The sequence below is a fragment of the Mesorhizobium sp. B2-1-1 genome, from assembly GCF_006442975.2.
GTDB lineage: Bacteria > Pseudomonadota > Alphaproteobacteria > Rhizobiales > Rhizobiaceae > Mesorhizobium.
This window is the reverse complement of sequence record NZ_CP083954.1, coordinates 3,840,192-3,857,956: the sequence shown is the minus strand read 5'-3', so window position 1 is coordinate 3,857,956 and position 17,765 is coordinate 3,840,192. Positions and strand designations below refer to the sequence as shown.

Genomic DNA, 17,765 nt, shown 5'->3' with positions numbered 1-17,765 from the left:
ATGCCGGAACTCGAGCAGGCCCTGGCCGAAGTCGCGGTCGAAATGGCCGAACGCACCGATCGCGGCGAGGTCGCCACCTATATCCCGCAACTCGGCAAGGTTGATCCCAAGAAATTCGGCATCGCAGCCGTCACCAATGACGGCCGTGTGCTGATGGCGGGCGACGCCGACCAGCCCTTTTCGATCCAGAGCATCTCGAAAGTGTTCACCTTGACGCTGGCGCTGGGCAATGTCGGCGACGCGCTGTGGAAGCGGGTAGGGCGCGAGCCTTCGGGCAATCCGTTCAACTCGATCGTGCAGCTCGAGCATGAGAACGGCATTCCGCGCAATCCCTTCATCAATGCCGGCGCCATTGTCATCTCCGACATCCTGCTTGCCGGCCACCAGCCGCGCGAGGCGATCGGCGAGATCCTGCGCTTCATCCAGTTCCTCGCCGACGACGAGACCATCATCATCGACCGCGAGGTGGCAGCGTCGGAGCGCGCCACCGGCTATCGCAACTTCGCGCTCGCCAACTACATGAAATCCTTCGGGAATCTTCATCATGCGCCGGAGCTGGCGCTCGGCGTCTATTTCCACCATTGCGCCATCGCCATGAGCTGCCGGCAGCTGGCGATGGCCGGCCGGTTCCTCGCCAATGGCGGCAAAAATCCGGCGACCGGACATTCCGTGGTGTCGGTCGAGCGGGCACGCCGCATCGGCGCCATGATGCTGACCTGCGGCCACTATGACGGCTCCGGTGATTTTGCCTTCCGCGTCGGCATTCCGGGCAAGAGCGGCGTCGGCGGCGGCATATTGGGCATCGTGCCCGGCGTCGCCTCGCTCGCCGTCTGGTCGCCCGGCCTCAACGCCAACGGCAATTCCAAGCTGGGCTCGATCGCCCTGGAAAAGCTTGCCAGGATGATGAACTGGTCGATCTTCGCGCCGTAACGTTCCGGCAAACCGGATATGAAAATCCCGCGCCGTCTTTCGACCGGCGCGGGATTTTTTTTATTCAGGAAGTCAGTTCAAAGGGCTGAAATCTCAGAAGAAACCTTTCCGCTGCCACCAGCCGGCGCGCTTCGGCTTCTCTTCGGTCTTGGTTTCCGGCTCTTCGGCGACGGTCGAGGAAACCACCGGCACGATCGGCGCATCGATGGCCGCCGGCTTGCGTCGTGACGGACGGGCCTTCGGTGTTTCCTCGGCGGTCGCTGCCGCCGCCTCGTCCGATGCCGTGGCTGGCGTCTCGGCGGGTGCCGGAACGGCCAGTTCAGCGATCGGCTCCTCGGCGACAGCCTCGGCGGCTGCCTTCTTCGGCTTGGCTGCGCGCCGCGGCTTCTTGGGCTTCTCGGCGGTCGTCGCCTCGTCGCTCACTGGAGCCACCGGCTCTTCCGCAGCCACGACGGTTACCGGCTCGATCGCAGGCTCGCTTTCGGAAGCATCGACCCCGGAAGGTTCGGTCGCTTCATCGGCGCTTGCCTCGGCCTCGCCTTCGCCGTCCTCGCGCCGGTTGCGTTTGCCGCCGCGCTTGCCGCGGCGACGCTTCTTGCCCTGGCCCTCGTCGGATGCTTCCGCCGTTTCGGCAGTTCCGGCCGCGGGGACCGGAGCCTCGTCGCCGGCTTCCGCCTCGTCACGGCTCACCGGGCTTTCCGATGTGGACAACTCGTCGGCCTGCGCCGACACGGAAGCACCGTCGGTGTGGCCATGTTCTCGATCGCGATCCTTGCCGCCGCGGCGTCTGCGACGCTTGCGGCGCTTGCGGTCGCGGCCTTCGCCCTCTTCGCCGGGCCTCTGCTGGTGCTGACCTTGCTGCGGCTGACGCGGCTGTTCGGCCTGGGCCGGTGCTTCGTTTTCCTCCTCGACGATGGTCTCATCCTCGGGCTCTTCCGGTTCGACATAGGCCGGCAGGGTGCGTGCCTCGACGAAGCCTTCAGGCTTTTCGGCCAGCGCGCCGCGGAAGATCGCATAATGCTGCGAACCGACCGTGTCGTCGGCCTCGAGCGTGATGGTCAGGCCGAAGCGGCTTTCCAGTTCCACCAGCGTGCCGCGCTTGTGGTTGAGCACATAGAGCGCGGTCGCCGCGGGCGTGCGAACCGTGATGTGGCTGCGCGAATCCTTGAGCAGGAACTCCTCGATCGCCCTGACCACCATCAGCGCGACAGACGAATCGGAGCGCACATGGCCGGTGCCGCCGCAATGCGGGCAAGGCTTCATGGTCGATTCCAGCACGCTGGCGCGGATGCGCTGGCGCGACATCTCCATCAGGCCGAAATGCGAGATGCGGCCGACCTGGATGCGCGCGCGGTCGTTCTTGAGATGATCCTTCAACCGCTTCTCGACGGCACGGTTGTTGCGGTTCTCCTCCATGTCGATGAAGTCGATGACGATCAGGCCGGCAAGGTCGCGCAGCCTGAGCTGGCGGGCGACTTCCTCCGCCGCTTCCAGATTGGTGTGGAGCGCGGTGTCCTCGATCGAGTGCTCCTTGGTCGAGCGGCCCGAATTGACGTCGATGGCGACCAGCGCCTCGGTCTGGTTGATGATGATGTAGCCGCCGCTCTTCAGCGTCACTTGCGGCTGCAGCATGCGGTCAAGCTGCGCCTCGATGCCATTGCGCACGAAGATCGGCGTCGTATCGCGGAACGGCTGAACCACCTTCGCGTGGCTCGGCATCAGCATGCGCATGAAGTCCTTGGCCTCGCGGTAGCCCTCTTCGCCGGAGACGAGGATCTCGTCGATGTCCTTGTTATAGAGGTCGCGCACCGAACGCTTGATCAGGCTGCCTTCCTCGTAGACGAGGGCAGGGGCCGTGGACTGGAGCGTGAGATTGCGCACGTTCTCCCAAAGCCGCATCAGATATTCGTAATCGCGCTTGATCTCGGCCTTGGTGCGGCTCTCGCCTGCGGTGCGCAGGATGACGCCCATGCCTTGCGGCACTTCGAGATCGGCGACCACTTCCTTGAGGCGCTTGCGGTCCACAGCACTGGTGATCTTGCGCGAAATTCCGCCGCCGCGCGCCGTGTTCGGCATCAGCACGGAATAGCGGCCGGCAAGCGACAGATAGGTGGTGAGCGCTGCGCCCTTGTTGCCGCGCTCTTCCTTGACAACCTGCACCAGCAGGATCTGGCGGCGCTTGATCACTTCCTGGATCTTGTACTGGCGGCGCATCGGCTTACGGCGGTTGCGCGCTTCCTCCAGGGCATCCTCGGCGCCGACCGATTCGACCTCGTGATCGTCCGGATGCGAAGACTGAACCTCTTCCAGCATGCCGCGATCATCGTCGCTGGATTCACTGCCCTGTTCCGTCAGCGGGACGGGTTCGGAAATCACGTCGGCGTCGACGGAGGCGGCGATCGACGTCGGGCCGCCCTCGCGGGTCTCGCCTTCGTCCTGTCCGGACGATTCGTCGCTCTGCTCGGGGGAGGCTTCGCCATGATTGGATGCATCCGCGGCCTGTTCCGGGATATCGGCCGCATGTTCGATGGTTTCCGAACCGTGGGAAGTGTTCTCCGAGACGGCGTCATTGCCATTGTCGGCGTCGCCTGCCTCGCCGGCCGTTTCGGTTGCCTCGTCGGCATCGGCCCCGCTCGCATCGCGCTTGTGTTCTGCGCGGTCGCGGCCCTTGCCGCCGCGCCGGCGCCCGCGCCGGCCGCGATCGCGGCTCTGGCGGTCGTCGCCTTCGCCGTCCTCATCGTCCTCGTCCTCGGCTTCCTGCGCTTCGGCGCGCAGCAGCGCCTGACGGTCGGCGACGGGGATCTGGTAGTAGTCGGGGTGTATTTCACTGAAGGCGAGGAAACCGTGACGGTTGCCGCCATATTCGACAAAGGCTGCCTGAAGGGAGGGTTCGACGCGCGTTACGCGGGCGAGATAGATGTTTCCTTTGAGCTGCTTCTTGTCCTGTGATTCAAAGTCGAATTCTTCGATACGATTACCGCGTACGACGACAACGCGTGTTTCCTCCGGGTGGGAGGCGTCTATCAGCATTTTGTTGGGCATTATTTCGTTTCCCCCCGGCAGCCGTCAGCCGCAGCTTGCGGCGCAAGGGCCGCTGCTGTGTGTCTGGATGAATGTGGGTGCCGGATGTCTGAATGTCCGCCGGACGGTGCCTGCGCGCCATGGCGGTGCCGCCCGCAGCCATATTGGCGCGGTTTGATGCGGACCTTTCCATGATTGCGCTTGAAGCCATCGTCACCAGCAGAACCTTTTGAACCAAAGCCCGGAAACCGGACCAGCTTGTTTGCTCATACAGAGCCGGCGCGGGACAAACCCGGCCGTTTTCCTCACGCAGGCGATTCCCCCGCCACGGGCGCACACCTGCGAAATTCGTCGCGATCACCTGAACCCTTCTCGCATGGAGCGAAAGGAGCCGCCTTTCGTCTCACCTGTAGCGGGAAGCTGCGGAGGAGGGCGGTTCCAGGATTGCAGTGATCCACTATCGCTTTTATGATTTGGCGGGTTGGAAGGCAACCCCGTTTTCCGACGCCGGCAAAAGCGGTTCCGCCACGTAAGCACGGGTCCGGGCCTCGCGTGAAAAGGCTTGGTTAACCTTCTCTGGATACCAATCGTTAATCGAGTTCGCGGCCTAACCGGCACTTCGACTACATGACCGGGCGCCTTGGCGCCAAACCGGGAGCGACTGCAAAGAGATGGGACTGGCAGGCTTCACAGACAAGGGCAGTCGTGCCGGCGGCCGTTTGCTCGCGATCTTCTGCCTCCTGCTGTCGATGACCATTTCGTTGGTCGCCAACGCCGCCGATGCCCCGCTCACGGCAACCGGTTACAAGATGGCGGGCGATGCCACCAAGATGCGCATCGTCATGGATTTCGACCGCGAGCCCGACGTCAAATGGTTCCTTTTGCGCGGGCCCAATCGTCTGGTCATCGATCTGGCGAATACGAAGTTAGCCATCGATGCCAAGGATTTGAAGCCTCGCGGGCTGGTCAAGGGCGTGCGCCTGGGTGAGTTGGAGGCAGGCGTGTCGCGGCTGGTTCTCACCGGGAAGGGGCCGTTCGCGGTCGACAAGCTCGATGTTCTCAAGAACGAGGACGGCGCGGGCTACCGCATCGCCATCGACATGTCGGCGGCCTCCGAACGCGAGTTCGACACTGCCCTTGCCAATCAGGCGCTGACCACCGGTTCCACGGTTTCGACCGACAAGGGCGGGCGGGTCGGCACCGGGCCGGTCTCCAATCCGGGCCATCGCTTCACCGTCGTCATCGATCCGGGCCATGGCGGCGTCGATGGCGGTGCCGAGGGCCTGAACGGCACCGTCGAAAAGAACGTCACGCTGGCTTTCGCCACGGAACTGCGCGACAAGCTCGCCGCCGTCGGCAGATACGATGTCTTCATGACGCGCGACACCGACGAATATTTGCGGCTGGACGACCGCGTGCGCATCGCTCGCCAGCATGAGGCCGACCTGCTCATCTCCATTCATGCCGACACCATCAGCCTCAAGGGCATCCGTGGCGCGACCGTCTATACCGTTTCCGACAAGGCTTCGGATCCGGAAGCGCAGGCGCTTGCCGACCGTGAAAATCTCTCGGACCAGTTCGCCGGCATGGTGATCAAGGACGACAACAAGGAAGTCACCGATATCCTGATCGACCTGATCCGCCGCGAGACCCACACCTTTTCGATGAGTTTCGCCCACACGCTGGTCGGCCAGTTGTCGACCAGCGTCGGCCTCATCAACAATCCGCAGCGTTCCGCGGGATTCAAGGTGCTGAAAGCGCCTGACGTCCCCTCCGTGCTGGTCGAACTAGGCTATCTCTCGAATGCCAAGGACGAGGCGCAACTGCTCGACGCCGACTGGCGCGGCAAGGCGGCGCAAAGCATCACCAACGCCGTCGCGCTGTTCGCTTCCGCGCGTGCCGGAACGGGAACCGGGGGCTGAAATGCCTGACGACGCCTGCAACCACAGGCAGCGTTGCGCGGCGACAACACCCGACGCTTTTATTTCCGACTCACGGCCGCGAAATCCGGCCTTGCCGTATTTTGCCCACATGGTAGCGACATGGGTTTTCGATTACGGGTTGGGACCGGCTCGAATGCTTGCGCGGAAGGCGGCTTCGTTTAGGAAATTCCCGAACCAAGGACTGGAGCGGGCATGATTCGTCTCATTGGCTATTTCTTCGGTATCGGCACGACGCTGGCCCTGCTGGTCGCGGCGGGGGTTGCCATCTATATCGGGCATTTGTCCAAGGATCTGCCCGACTATGAGGTGCTGGCCAAGTACGAGCCGCCGGTGACCACCCGAATCCATGCCTCGGACGGCGCGCTGATGGCCGAGTACGCGCGCGAACGGCGCCTGTATTTGCCGATCCAGGCCATCCCCGACCGCGTCAAGGCGGCCTTCCTGTCGGCCGAGGACAAGAATTTCTACAACCACCCCGGCATTGACGTGACCGGCCTGGGCCGCGCTATCATCGTCAACCTGCAGAATTTCGGCTCGGGCAGGCGTCAGGTTGGCGCCTCGACGATTACCCAGCAGGTGGCGAAGAATTTTCTGCTGACCTCGGACCAGACCTACGAGCGCAAGATCAAGGAAATGATCCTCGCCTTCCGCATCGAGCAGGCCTATTCCAAGGACCGCATTCTCGAACTCTACCTCAACGAAATCTTCTTCGGTTTCGGCGCCTATGGCGTGGCGGGTGCCGCGCTCACTTATTTCGACAAGTCGGTGAACGAACTGACCGTGGCCGAGGCCGCCTATCTGGCCTCGCTGCCCAAGGGGCCGAACAATTATCACCCCTTCAAGCATGCCGACCGCGCGCTTGAGCGCCGCAACTGGGTCATCGACCAGATGGTCGAGAACGGCTACGTTACGCGCGAGGAAGGCGACAAGGCCAAGGCGGAGCCCCTCGGCGTCACACCGCGCCGCAACGGCACCTATCTGTTCGCCGGCGAATACTTCACCGAGGAGGTGCGCCGCCAGATCATCGCCCGCTACGGCGAGAACGCGCTCTATGAAGGCGGCCTGTCCGTCCGCACCACGCTCGACCCGAAGATCCAGCTCATCGCCCGCAAGGCGATGCAGAACGGCTTGATCAAATACGACACGCTGCGCGGCTACCGCGGGCCGCTAAAGACGATCGACGTGTCCGGCGACTGGGGTGTGCCGCTGGGCAATGTGAAGGGACTGGAAGACGTTCCCGAATGGAAGCTCGCAGTCGTGCTCGACAGTTCGGCATCCGGCCTGTCGATTGGCTTGCAGCCGGCACGCCAGGCGTCGGGCGACATCGTCAAGGAGCGCGTCGAAGGCACCGTCAGCAAGGAAGACATGGGCTTTGCCATGCGCCATGTGGTCGGCGGCAAGACGGTCAGGGCCAAGTCGCCGGCCGATGTGCTGAAGCCGGGCGACGTCGTCTTCGTCCAGAAGAACGAAGGCTCCGACGACGCCTACAGCCTGCGCCAGGTCCCCGAAGTGGAAGGCGGCCTGATCGCCATGGATCCACACACCGGCCGCGTGCTGGCCATGGTCGGCGGCTTCTCCTACGCGCAGTCGGAGTTCAACCGCGCCACCCAGGCCATGCGCCAGCCCGGCTCTTCGTTCAAGCCGATCGTCTATTCCGCGGCGCTCGACAATGGCTATACGCCGGCGTCGGTGATCATGGACGGGCCGATTACCATCCAGAGCGGCAACACGACCTGGACGCCGAAGAACTACGACGGCACGGTCGCCGGTCCGGCGACCCTGCGCTCCGGCATCGAAAAGTCGCGCAATCTGATGACTGTGCGCCTCGCCAACGACATGGGCATGAAGCTGGTCGTCGAATACGCCGAGCGCTTCGGCGTCTATGACCATCTGGCGCCGTATTTGCCGATGGCGCTGGGCTCCGGCGAGACGACGGTGATGCGCATGGTTTCGGCCTATTCGATCATGGCCAATGGCGGCAAGTCGATCAAGCCGACATTGATCGACCGTATCCAGGACCGCTACGGCAAGACCGTCTTCAAGCAGGACGAACGCGGCTGCGAAGGCTGCAACGCGGCCGAATGGCAGAACCAGCCCGAACCTGAGCTTGTCGATAATTCCGAACAGGTTCTCGATCCGATGACCGCCTACCAGATCACCTCGATGATGGAAGGCGTCGTCCAGCGCGGCACCGGCGCCACCATCGCCGAGCTCGGACGCCACATCGCCGGCAAGACCGGCACCACCAACGACGAAAAGGACGCCTGGTTCATCGGTTACACGCCAAACCTCGTCGTCGGCCTCTATATGGGCTACGACACGCCGCGCGGCCTTGGCCATGGCGCCACCGGCGGCGGCCTCGCCGCTCCTATCTTCAAGGATTTCATGCGCGTGGCGCTGGATGGCACGCCCAATGTCGACTTCAAGGTTCCCGAAGGCATGAATCTGGTCGCCATCAACCGCAAGACCGGCATGCGGGCCAATTCGGGCGATCCCGGCACCATCATCGAGGCCTTCAAGCCGGGCACCGGGCCAGCCGACAGCTATTGGGTGATCGGCATGGGCGCCGTCGGGTCCAATGCCTCCGGCGGCGCGCTGTCGCCTCAGGCCAACCAGGCCATCCAGTCGGGCGGCGGCGGCCTCTACTGACGGGTATGCATGCAGGATTGGGCCGGCCCTGGGCCGGTCCAATTTGCTTTACAGGCGGCGGCGCCGTCCCTATGTATCGCGCCGACCAGGCGTCACTTTCAGCAACAGGATAAAACACCAGGCCATGCGCGCGGAAACGCAGAATATTGTCGACGAGATCAGGCAGGCGATTACCCTGCTGAGGAGGCATCTTTGACTGGGATCAGGCCATAAAGCGGCTTGAATATCTCAACGTCCGCGCCGAGGACGCCAGCCTCTGGAACGAACCGCTGGAAGCGCAGAAGCTGATGCGCGAGCGCCAGGGCCTCGAGGAAGGCATCGCGGCGGTCAGGGGCCTGACCCAGGCGCTGGAAGACAATATCGGCCTGATCGAACTCGGCGAGGAAGAGGGCGACGAGAGCGTCGTTGCCGAGGCTGAGGCAGCGATCCGCTCGATGCAAGGCGAGGCGAAGGCCCGCCAGGTCGAGACGCTGCTGTCGGGCGAAGCCGACGCCAACGACACCTATCTCGAAATCCACGCAGGCGCCGGCGGCACCGAAAGCCAGGATTGGGCCTCGATGTTGCTGCGCATGTACACGCGCTGGGCCGAGCGCCGCCGCTTCAAGGTAGAGGTGCTGGAAGTGCATGACGGCGAAGAAGCCGGCATCAAGTCCGCGACGCTGCTGATCAAGGGCCACAATGCCTATGGCTGGCTGAAGACGGAGTCCGGCGTCCACCGGCTGGTGCGCATTTCACCTTATGACAGCAACGCGCGCCGGCACACGTCCTTCGCCAGCGTCTGGGTCTATCCCGTCATCGACGATACGATCGAGATCGACGTTTCCGAATCCGACGTGCGCATCGACACCTATCGTTCGTCCGGTTCAGGCGGCCAGCACGTCAACACCACCGATTCGGCGGTGCGCATTACCCATCTCGCCACCGGTATAGCGGTCGCCTGCCAGGCCGAACGTTCGCAGCACAAAAATCGGGCAAAGGCCTGGGAGATGCTGCGCTCGCGGCTTTACGAGGAAGAGCTGAAGAAGCGCGAAGCCGTCGCCAACGCCACCGAAGCATCGAAGAGCGACATTGGCTGGGGTCACCAGATCCGCTCCTACGTGCTGCAGCCCTATCAGCTGGTGAAGGATCTGCGTACTGGCGTCGAAAGCACCAGCCCGTCGAGCGTGCTCGATGGCGACCTCGATGACTTCATGGAAGCCTCGCTGTCGCAACGCATCGAGGGTGGTGCTGGGGAAGCGGTGGCGGACCTGGATTAGGGCCGGCGCCTACAGTGCCACACATTTGGATTGGATGATGGCTCGCAAGCTTGTTGGAAAGTGCTTCTGCGGCGCGGTGCACTATGCGGTCGCTGACGAGTTCCTGTACGCGGCGAATTGCCATTGCTCGAACTGCCGGCGCACGACAGGTTCGGCTTTCAAGCCCTTCGCGGGCATCGAACGCGCCAAGTTTGTCCTGACCAAGGGCCACGACATGTTGCTGGTCTTCGGCGACGACAACGGCCATGACGCGCACTGCAAGCGGTGCGGTTCGCTGCTCTATTCGGTCGTGCGCCAGGGCGCCTTCGTCCATGTCGCGATGGGAACGCTCGTCGACAACCCGAGCATCCGCCCGACCGAGCATATCTTCGTCGGTTCCAAGGCGCCGTGGTACACGATCAGCGACGGCCTGCCGCAGTATGACGAACACGTGATCACAGGACCTGCTGGCGAATAGGCCGGAACTTCTCTCGCTGAATCTCGTTATCTGCGATCCCGTCTGCTGGGCATGGTTGTGCCTGCCTATCCAATCGAGAGACGGCGCCTGTTTTCTGTTGCCGATGCGCGGCATTCAGCCTGCGACATCGGCATGCAGTGGTTTCTTGCGCCGACTCACAAATCGGCCCACCATCCATGGTCGAGGGGAGACAAAAGCATCTATGGCCGGGCGCGGCAGAAATGCCTGCTGACGATCCGGCCGCTGGGAAGACACGCTTCAGGAACGGGCAAGCGAAACGCTTGATGCTCGTCGAAAGGAGCGCTTCCATGTCTGCTGCCCCATCAAAATCGGCTCGGGCCGCGGTGGGCCGACTCATGCTCTGCCTGCTTGCAATCGCAGCGATTGCGTTGCCGATGGCGCCTGCCTTCGCCCACGACGCCAAGCCTACAGCGGCGAAGCCGCTGGGTTGGAGCTATCCATTCGCATGCTGCGCTAACTACGATTGCCGCACGGCCCATACTGGCGAGGTTTTGGAAAAACCCGAGGGTTATGTGATCGCCGGCACGGGGGAAGTTGTCCCGATGACCGACAAGCGTGTGAAGGACAGCCCGGACGGCGAATTCCACTGGTGCGCGCATCAAGCGGGTCTAGACGCCGGTAAGACGATCTGCCTGTTCGTGCCGCCGCGCTCCTACTAGGCCCGGGAAGCGCAGCGGCGACCGGCCCGGACCGCGATGGGCGGGGGCCTGCTGACGGACGGTTGCCAGGACCGCTCCTTTGTGTTGCGTTGCCTGCGGGCGGCGGACAAGGGAGAGGTGACGTCCATGACCATCAAGGGAAGCTGCCACTGCAAGGCGACGATATTCGAGGTTTCGCAAGCGCCGCAGACGCTGACGCAGTGCACTTGTTCGTTCTGCTCGAAACGCGGCTCGCTTTGGGCCTACTACACTCCTGCGCAGTTCAAGCTCCTCACGCCGCAGAAGAATGTTTCCTTCTATCAGTGGGGATCGAAGACCGTTAAGCACGGTTTTTGCGACACCTGCGGCTGCGGGACCTTCACCGAAACACCGGACTGGTCGAGCGGAGAGCCGGATTTCGACAATCCCAAGATCAGCGTCAACTCGCGGTTGTTCGACGATTTCGACCTGGACAAGGTCGAAGTGGTGGCCATCGACGGCAAGAATCTCTGGTAGATTCCTGGACGCCCAATCGGGAAAATCGTGCCCCGGGGAAAAGCCGTTGCCGGTGTTTTCCCGTTCCGCTTTTCGCCGCATTTCATGGTACAAGTCGCGCGAAGGGCTGATTTGGCGCCATCGCAAGGCGTGACTTGGAGAGGGACAATCCTATGAAGAAGACCGTGCTCGTCGTCGTGGCGACGGCTGTGCTGGTGAGCGCCTGCACCACCACCGATCCGTATACCGGCGACCAGAAAATTTCCAACACGGCGGCCGGTGCCGGCCTCGGCGCCTTGGCCGGCGCCAGCCTTGGCCTGCTTGCGGGCGGCAATGATCGTCGCAACGCGCTGATCGGCGCCGGCATCGGGGCGCTGGCCGGCGGCGCCATCGGCGCCACCATGGACCAGAACGAAGCCGAACTGCGCCGGCAGTTGGAGGGCACAGGCGTCAGCGTCACCCGCTCCGGCGACCAGATCATCCTTAATATGCCGTCCGATATCACCTTCAACGTCGATCAGGATGCGGTGAAGCCCGGCTTTTACCAGGTGCTGAATTCGGTCGCGCTGGTGCTGAAGAAGTTCAAGCAGACCACGGTCGACGTGTTCGGCCATACCGATTCGACCGGCGGCGACCAGCATAATTTCGATCTGTCGCAGCGCCGCGCGCTGGCGGTCGCCAACTACCTGGCTGGCCAGGGCGTCGATTCGCGCCGCTTCGCCGTTACGGGATTCGGCAAGACCCGTCCGGTAGCGTCCAATGCCACCGCCGAGGGTCGCGCTCAAAACCGTCGCGTCGAGATCCAGCTTTCGCCGCTCACCTGAGCAGCATCGATCAGAATGCAAAAACGGCCTCGCAAGGGGCCGTTTTTGTTTGCAAAATGCGACCGACGGCCAGGCCTGCGGCCCCCGGGTTCTTCCATGATGTTACGGTGAGGTCGGCTTATCGACCGTCGCTCGTTGGGTCAGGCGCTGCCGCCGGACGACATGGGCAACGATCAGTCCATGAATGAGCAGCCCGACCGTAAGTCCAAGGATATGGAAGCCCGTTCCCGAACCGGAAAGCGTCAGGATCGACCAGATGGATGCGGGTACGAACAAGACAACTGCGGTGATGAGCCCGGGGTTGTAGCTGCGCATCCTGATGGCCTGCGCGACGTGAACCAAAGCGTTGATCAGGGTGGTGTAGGCGGCGATCAGCCCTATCCCGGCATTGACCGTGACAGCGAGGGTGAAAACCAGGGAATAGATGCCCCATACACCCGGTACGTTGATCACAAAGACATCGAAGCGGGTAAGCAGCGGCGCCCCACCGCCGAGCATCTTGTTGACGAAAAGCCGGAACCGGTCCTCGGCATGCTCCTCGTATTGGTGGAGCATGTAAATCGGGATCAGCAGGAAGACGGCGAGCTCGGCTGTCTCCAATCGAGCAGCCAGCCCGATCGCCACCACGCACAGAGTGAGGCCGGCGAGCACGCCACCATAGACCCAATCTTCCACCAGACGCTTCATCACGCCATCTTCGGCGAGGCCGTGCGTCCTTGCAACACACGACGATATCAGACCTTGGCGACAATGCGTATGAATGCCGGTGTGTCGTCGCCGAAGCCAACGGTGGCGTCGCTCGGCGATGACGGCAACAGCTTCACCGGCCGCGACCCGCCGCTCTCAGATTGAGATTGGCGCGCCAGAGAATTAGCCAGTCCTAAATAACCGCTTTCCCGCAGCCATGGAAAGGAATAGCATCGTCGCTGTTCCGGAGGGGATGAGGCGGTACACCTGGCCGCGCAATAAGCATTTCTTTTTCAGCCTCGGTCTTGCACGGCCAGATCAAAAAAATCTGGGAGGAATGCATGACAAGAACAGCTAGCCTCGGGCGCTGCGGCGTCCTCGTTTTAACAGGTCTTGTAAGCGCATGGTTGGGCGTCGCGGCGGCTCGGGCCGAGGATGCCAACAAAGCTGACATCGGCGCCTTGAAAAAGTCGCTCGCCAAATATGAGGACTACACTGCGGCCGTCCGCGACCTTTATCTGTCGACGGTCGGCTGCGTCTACTATAGCGGAGAAAAGATATCCGGAGCGATGTACTACCCGAAAGGCGCCATGGGCATCCATTTCGTCAACGTCCCAAGTGTCGGCCAAAAACTCGACCCGATGCGCCCCAATGTGCTGATCTACGAGCCGACGAAAAACGGTCTGCGCCTGGTCGGGGCGGAATGGCTTGTGCCGCTGACGCCGGACGTCAAAGAGCCACCGAAGCTGTTTGGCCAAACCTTCATGGGTCCGATGGAGGGACACTATCCGCTCATCCCGAGGGAGTTCGTCCACTACGATCTTCACGCCTGGCTGGGTGATAATCCCAACGGCATGTTCAGTCCGACGAACCCGAACGTGAAATGCAACAAGGCCGAGTTTCCGATGTTGGAGAAACCGACCAAGATGATGCCCGGGCCGATGTAACGGCGACCCCAGCCAGGAGCTTGCCGGGAGGGCAAGCCGGATGGCCGTCTTGTCTTGGAACCACTCGTCGGTCAGCCCTTGGCGACGATGCGCATGAAGGCGGGCATGTCGTCGCCGAAGCCAACGGTGGCGTCGTTTTCGTCTTCTCGGTTGCGGGCAGGGCGACGGTCATCGCGCTGGGGCCTGGTGTCGCCACGTTCCGGTGCACGTCGCTCGCTGCGCGCCGCGGAGCTCTTGCGCTCGGAATTTTCCGAGCGGATAGCGTCCTTGCGCGTGCGCCGCTCACCAGTGTCGGCGACCGTTTCCTCGGCCGCGACCGGCTGTTCCTCGCGCACGGTTTCCGGTGCCGCGTCTTCGCCATGCTTGGCCTGGCGTCCGCCTCTCTTGCGCTCGCCCCTGTCCTTGCGGTCGTCGTCCTTGCGGCCGGCACGACGCGGTGCACCGCGGCCACGGCGCGGAGCTTCGTCCTCGCCTTCGCTGGCCACCACCGTCGACAGGTCACCGTCATGCCACTCGATCTTGGTGCCGATCAGCCGTTCGATGGCGTCGATATACTTGGTGTCGGACTTGGTCGCGATGGTGAAGGATTTTCCGGAGCGCCCGGCGCGGCCGGTACGGCCGATTCGGTGGACGTAATCCTCGGCGTGGATCGGCACGTCATAGTTGAAGACGTGGCTGACATCGGGAATATCGAGGCCGCGCGCCGCCACGTCGGAGGCGACCAGATACCGAAGCTTGCCGTCCCGGAAATTTGCCAGCATCTGCATGCGTGCGCGCTGGTCCATGTCGCCATGCAGCGCGCCGGCGTCGAAATCATATTTCAGCAGCGAGCGGAACAGCTCCGACACCTCGATCTTGCGATTGCAGAAGATGATGGCGTTCTTCAGCTCCGCATCCTCGGCTTTGATCAGGTTGCGCAGCGTCTCGCGCTTGTCCCAGGGTTTGGAACCGGACTTCACCAGCCGCTGGATGATGTTGGTCGCGGCGGAGGCGGCCTTTGAAACCTCGACGCGCACCGGCGCGTGCAGGAACTTTTCGGTCAGCTTGGTGATCTCGGGCGGCATCGTCGCCGAGAAGAACAGCGTCTGCCGGGTGAAGGGGATCATCTCGCAGATACGCTCGATATCGGGAATGAAGCCCATGTCGAGCATGCGATCGGCTTCGTCGATGACGAGGATCTCGACGCCGTTGAGCAAGAGCTTGCCGCGCTCGCGGTGGTCGAGCATGCGGCCGGGCGTCGCGATGAGCACGTCGGCGCCACGCTCCAGTTTCTTGTCCTGTTCGTCGAACGACACGCCGCCGATCAGCAGTGCGATGTTGAGCTTGTGGTTCTTGCCGTATTTGATGAAGTTTTCCTCGACCTGCGCCGCAAGCTCGCGGGTCGGCTCCAGGATCAGCGTGCGGGGCATGCGGGCGCGGGCGCGGCCCTTTTCCAGTCGTGTCAGCATCGGCAGCACGAAGGAGGCGGTCTTGCCGGTACCGGTCTGTGCTATGCCAAGCACATCCTTGCCCAGAAGCGCGTGCGGAATGGCGCCGGCCTGGATCGGCGTCGGCTTGAGGTAGCCGGCGTCGGTGACTGCGGAAAGGACCTTCGGCGATAGGCCGAGGTCCGCGAAAGTCAACGCTTCTTGAGCGGTCTGGGTGTCTGAGGACAAGTTCTGGCTGTCTTTGGCTGTTCGGGGAAGCGCAACGGCATCCGTCGCGGCAGGCGCCGCGCGCCCGCAAGATCATCACTGCAACTAGGCGCAAGCCCGCGATTTGTCAACACAAACGGCCGGCAATGGCTCGATTGTGAAGTCGTAACCTTAATTACTATGTCTGATCCGGCCGCTTATCCGCGCGCCGGCTCAATATCGGCTCAATAACGGAACTGTTCCGCCAGTATGCGTTCGTTCCAGGAGTGATTGGGATCGAACAGCAAAGTTGCGGTCGCCGTCGCAGATTCCCTCACCGTCACGGAAGCTACGGCCTTGACCTCCGTATGGTCGGCGGCGGCGTTCACCGGCCGCTTTTCCGCCTCTAGTATATCGAAGCGCACGGTTGCCTTGTTGGAAAGCAAAGCGCCGCGCCAGCGGCGGGGGCGAAACGGGCTGACGGGGGTAAGCGCCAGCAGCGGCGCGTCGAGCGGCAGGATGGGCCCATGCGCCGAAAGGTTGTAGGCGGTGGAGCCGGCCGGCGTGGCGATCATCACGCCGTCGCAATTCAGTTCCTCGAGCCGTACCTGGTCATCTATGGTGATGCGGATCTTGGCCGTCTGATAGGACTGGCGCCATAACGCCACTTCGTTGATGGCCAGCGCCGAGACGGTTTCGCCATCCGAGGTAACGGCCTGCATCTCCAGCGGACGGATCGTTTCGGCGACCGCGGCCGCGATGCGCTCGGCGAGACCTCCGGAACGGTATTCGTTCATCAGGAAGCCGATTGTGCCACGGTTCATGCCGTAGACCTTTTTGCCGGTCCCCATCGTATCGCGCAAAGTTTGCAGCAGGAAACCGTCGCCGCCCAGGGCCACGACGACCTCGGCTTCCGCGACCGAATGCTGGCCATAGCGCGCCGACAGGCTTTCCAGCGCCGCTTTGGCGTCAGGCGTGCCGGACGAGACGAAGGCGATGCTGTTGGCGGCTTTGCTCATGGCTCCCCGACGGTGACCGGTTGGCGGCTGGGCCGGGGTAGCATGGGCGGGCCTGTGTGCAAAGAGAGCCCGCAGACGTGCGGTTCGAACCGGCAGTCGCGAATCATATCAGGGAACGAGCCAATGTGATGGTTAAGGCCGGGCTTAAACTCTCGTAAAGCCGCATCGATCATGTTAGCCGGCATGGTGGCGTGGGGGCGCCCACAGCGATCTTATGCCTTTCAGGATACGAAAGACGCTGTGGCACTTTTGATCGTGCGTGAATCCTTCGAGAGTCGAGCCCGATTCCGGGGACACGCGCCAGCCGGGACCAACATATTGCTGGTAACACGCCTGATCATCATCTCCGTCGTGCTGGGAAGCTTCGCGCTTGTCTTCGCCGAACTGGTGCGCCGCTCGGAAGAAACAAGCCTCAGGCCCTTGCCCACGGCCTCGCGCTGCGGCAACGCCGCCGGTATGCCTTGTCCGCAAAGGGCGCTGTAGGTCAAAACAAGCTGACTGCTAGGAGCCTGGTTGCAGATGGCAGCCGGCCTGGCGTTTCTGTGCCAGATACTCGTCGATCAGCTGGCGATAGCGCACCTTGCCGAAACTCGGGAAATGGCCGCCATGCACGACCGAGACGTCGAGGCCGCGCATGCCAAACATCGTCCCCAAATAATCACCGATATCGGAATGGTAGACGTCGTCGATCAGCGGGCCGTCATAGATGATGTCGCCGGAAAGCAGGATGCCGGTCTTCTTTTCGTACAGCGCGATGCCGCCTGGCGAATGGCCGGGCGTGTGGATCACCTCGAAGGCGCGATCGCCGAGGTCGACGATGTCGCCATGTTCGAGCAGGCGGTCCGCCGGGGCGGGCATGATGCGATAGCGCGCCGTGTCCCAACCTTCCGGCTGGCGATCGAACATCTCTTCATTGGCGTAGCGGTCAGCCACCGTCCATTCGTTGCGCGGATCGGCGAGGATTTCAGCCTCGGCCGCATGCACGCAACGTTCGGGAAATTCATGGTGGCAGCCTATATGATCGAAATGCGTGTGGCTGGCGACGCAGGTGAGCTTGCGCTCGCTGACCAGCGGCACATGGCGCCTGAGGCTGAAATGGCCAAGCCCGGTATCGAACAGCAGGTCGCGGTCGCGGCCGCGCACATGCCACATATTGCAGCGGAAGAACGGTTTGATCCATGGCTCGTGGATTAGCGTGACACCGTCGCCCATGCCGATGGTTTCGTACCAGTCAGGTGCGTCGACGACCGCAAGCATGCCCATGT

Annotated in this window: 15 protein-coding genes; 10 read left to right on the top strand and 5 right to left on the bottom strand. The window is 62.8% G+C overall.

Annotation, left to right across the window (positions count from 1 at the left end):
• A complete protein-coding gene (locus tag FJ972_RS18920; protein ID WP_140517635.1) occupies positions 1-930 on the top strand; it encodes a glutaminase in 930 nt (309 codons plus the stop codon).
• A 93-nt stretch (positions 931-1,023) separates the two neighbouring features.
• Here the strand turns inward: FJ972_RS18920 and FJ972_RS18915 are convergent, their stop codons facing one another.
• Positions 1,024-3,972 carry an Rne/Rng family ribonuclease gene (locus tag FJ972_RS18915; RefSeq protein ID WP_140522134.1) on the bottom strand — a complete coding sequence of 983 codons (2,949 nt, stop codon included), beginning with the start codon at positions 3,970-3,972 and terminating at the stop codon, positions 1,024-1,026.
• 650 nt (positions 3,973-4,622) lie between these two features.
• On the opposite strand from FJ972_RS18915, the gene FJ972_RS18910 reads away from it, so the two are divergent.
• From FJ972_RS18910 to FJ972_RS18880, 7 genes are all read left to right on the top strand, one after another.
• Positions 4,623-5,873 carry an N-acetylmuramoyl-L-alanine amidase gene (locus FJ972_RS18910; protein ID WP_140493640.1) on the top strand — a complete coding sequence of 417 codons (1,251 nt, stop codon included), beginning with the start codon at positions 4,623-4,625 and terminating at the stop codon, positions 5,871-5,873.
• A gap of 213 nt (positions 5,874-6,086) precedes the next feature.
• A complete protein-coding gene (locus tag FJ972_RS18905; RefSeq protein ID WP_140522136.1) occupies positions 6,087-8,543 on the top strand; it encodes a penicillin-binding protein 1A in 2,457 nt (818 codons plus the stop codon).
• Positions 8,544-8,667: 124 nt separating this feature from the next.
• A protein-coding gene (prfB, locus tag FJ972_RS18900; RefSeq protein WP_140493636.1) for a peptide chain release factor 2 occupies positions 8,668-9,799 on the top strand; the annotation gives its coding sequence in 2 pieces (ribosomal slippage) (positions 8,668-8,733 and positions 8,735-9,799; 1,131 coding nt in all).
• Positions 9,800-9,836: 37 nt separating this feature from the next.
• On the top strand, positions 9,837-10,256 hold the full coding sequence (locus FJ972_RS18895; RefSeq protein WP_140517633.1) for a GFA family protein: 420 nt from the start codon (positions 9,837-9,839) through the stop codon (positions 10,254-10,256).
• A gap of 308 nt (positions 10,257-10,564) precedes the next feature.
• Entirely contained in the window at positions 10,565-10,936 is a 372-nt protein-coding gene (locus FJ972_RS18890; RefSeq protein ID WP_140493631.1) for a hypothetical protein, read from the top strand.
• A gap of 126 nt (positions 10,937-11,062) precedes the next feature.
• On the top strand, positions 11,063-11,431 hold the full coding sequence (locus FJ972_RS18885) for a GFA family protein (RefSeq protein WP_140493629.1): 369 nt from the start codon (positions 11,063-11,065) through the stop codon (positions 11,429-11,431).
• A 152-nt stretch (positions 11,432-11,583) separates the two neighbouring features.
• Complete coding sequence (locus tag FJ972_RS18880; RefSeq protein ID WP_140493627.1) at positions 11,584-12,234, top strand: OmpA family protein; 651 nt, start codon at positions 11,584-11,586, stop codon at positions 12,232-12,234.
• Positions 12,235-12,336: 102 nt separating this feature from the next.
• On the opposite strand, the gene FJ972_RS18875 is transcribed toward FJ972_RS18880, so the two are convergent.
• Positions 12,337-12,921 carry an HXXEE domain-containing protein gene (locus FJ972_RS18875; RefSeq protein ID WP_210239457.1) on the bottom strand — a complete coding sequence of 195 codons (585 nt, stop codon included), beginning with the start codon at positions 12,919-12,921 and terminating at the stop codon, positions 12,337-12,339.
• A 341-nt stretch (positions 12,922-13,262) separates the two neighbouring features.
• Here FJ972_RS18875 and FJ972_RS18870 point away from each other — a divergent pair, with 341 nt between their 5' ends.
• On the top strand, positions 13,263-13,868 hold the full coding sequence (locus tag FJ972_RS18870) for a hypothetical protein (RefSeq protein WP_140522198.1): 606 nt from the start codon (positions 13,263-13,265) through the stop codon (positions 13,866-13,868).
• 71 nt (positions 13,869-13,939) lie between these two features.
• Here FJ972_RS18870 and FJ972_RS18865 read toward each other — a convergent pair whose 3' ends face one another.
• Positions 13,940-15,523, bottom strand: coding sequence for a DEAD/DEAH box helicase (locus tag FJ972_RS18865; protein ID WP_181165113.1), 1,584 nt, complete (start codon positions 15,521-15,523; stop codon positions 13,940-13,942).
• A 203-nt stretch (positions 15,524-15,726) separates the two neighbouring features.
• A complete protein-coding gene (locus FJ972_RS18860; RefSeq protein WP_140522140.1) occupies positions 15,727-16,500 on the bottom strand; it encodes an NAD kinase in 774 nt (257 codons plus the stop codon).
• A 318-nt stretch (positions 16,501-16,818) separates the two neighbouring features.
• Between FJ972_RS18860 and FJ972_RS18855 the strand changes: the two genes are divergently transcribed.
• Positions 16,819-16,983, top strand: a complete 165-nt coding sequence (locus tag FJ972_RS18855) for a hypothetical protein (protein ID WP_181165112.1) — start codon at positions 16,819-16,821, stop codon at positions 16,981-16,983.
• An 18-nt stretch (positions 16,984-17,001) separates the two neighbouring features.
• Here the strand turns inward: FJ972_RS18855 and FJ972_RS18850 are convergent, their stop codons facing one another.
• Positions 17,002-17,763 carry an MBL fold metallo-hydrolase gene (locus tag FJ972_RS18850; RefSeq protein ID WP_140522144.1) on the bottom strand — a complete coding sequence of 254 codons (762 nt, stop codon included), beginning with the start codon at positions 17,761-17,763 and terminating at the stop codon, positions 17,002-17,004.
• Positions 17,764-17,765 lie beyond the last annotated feature (2 nt).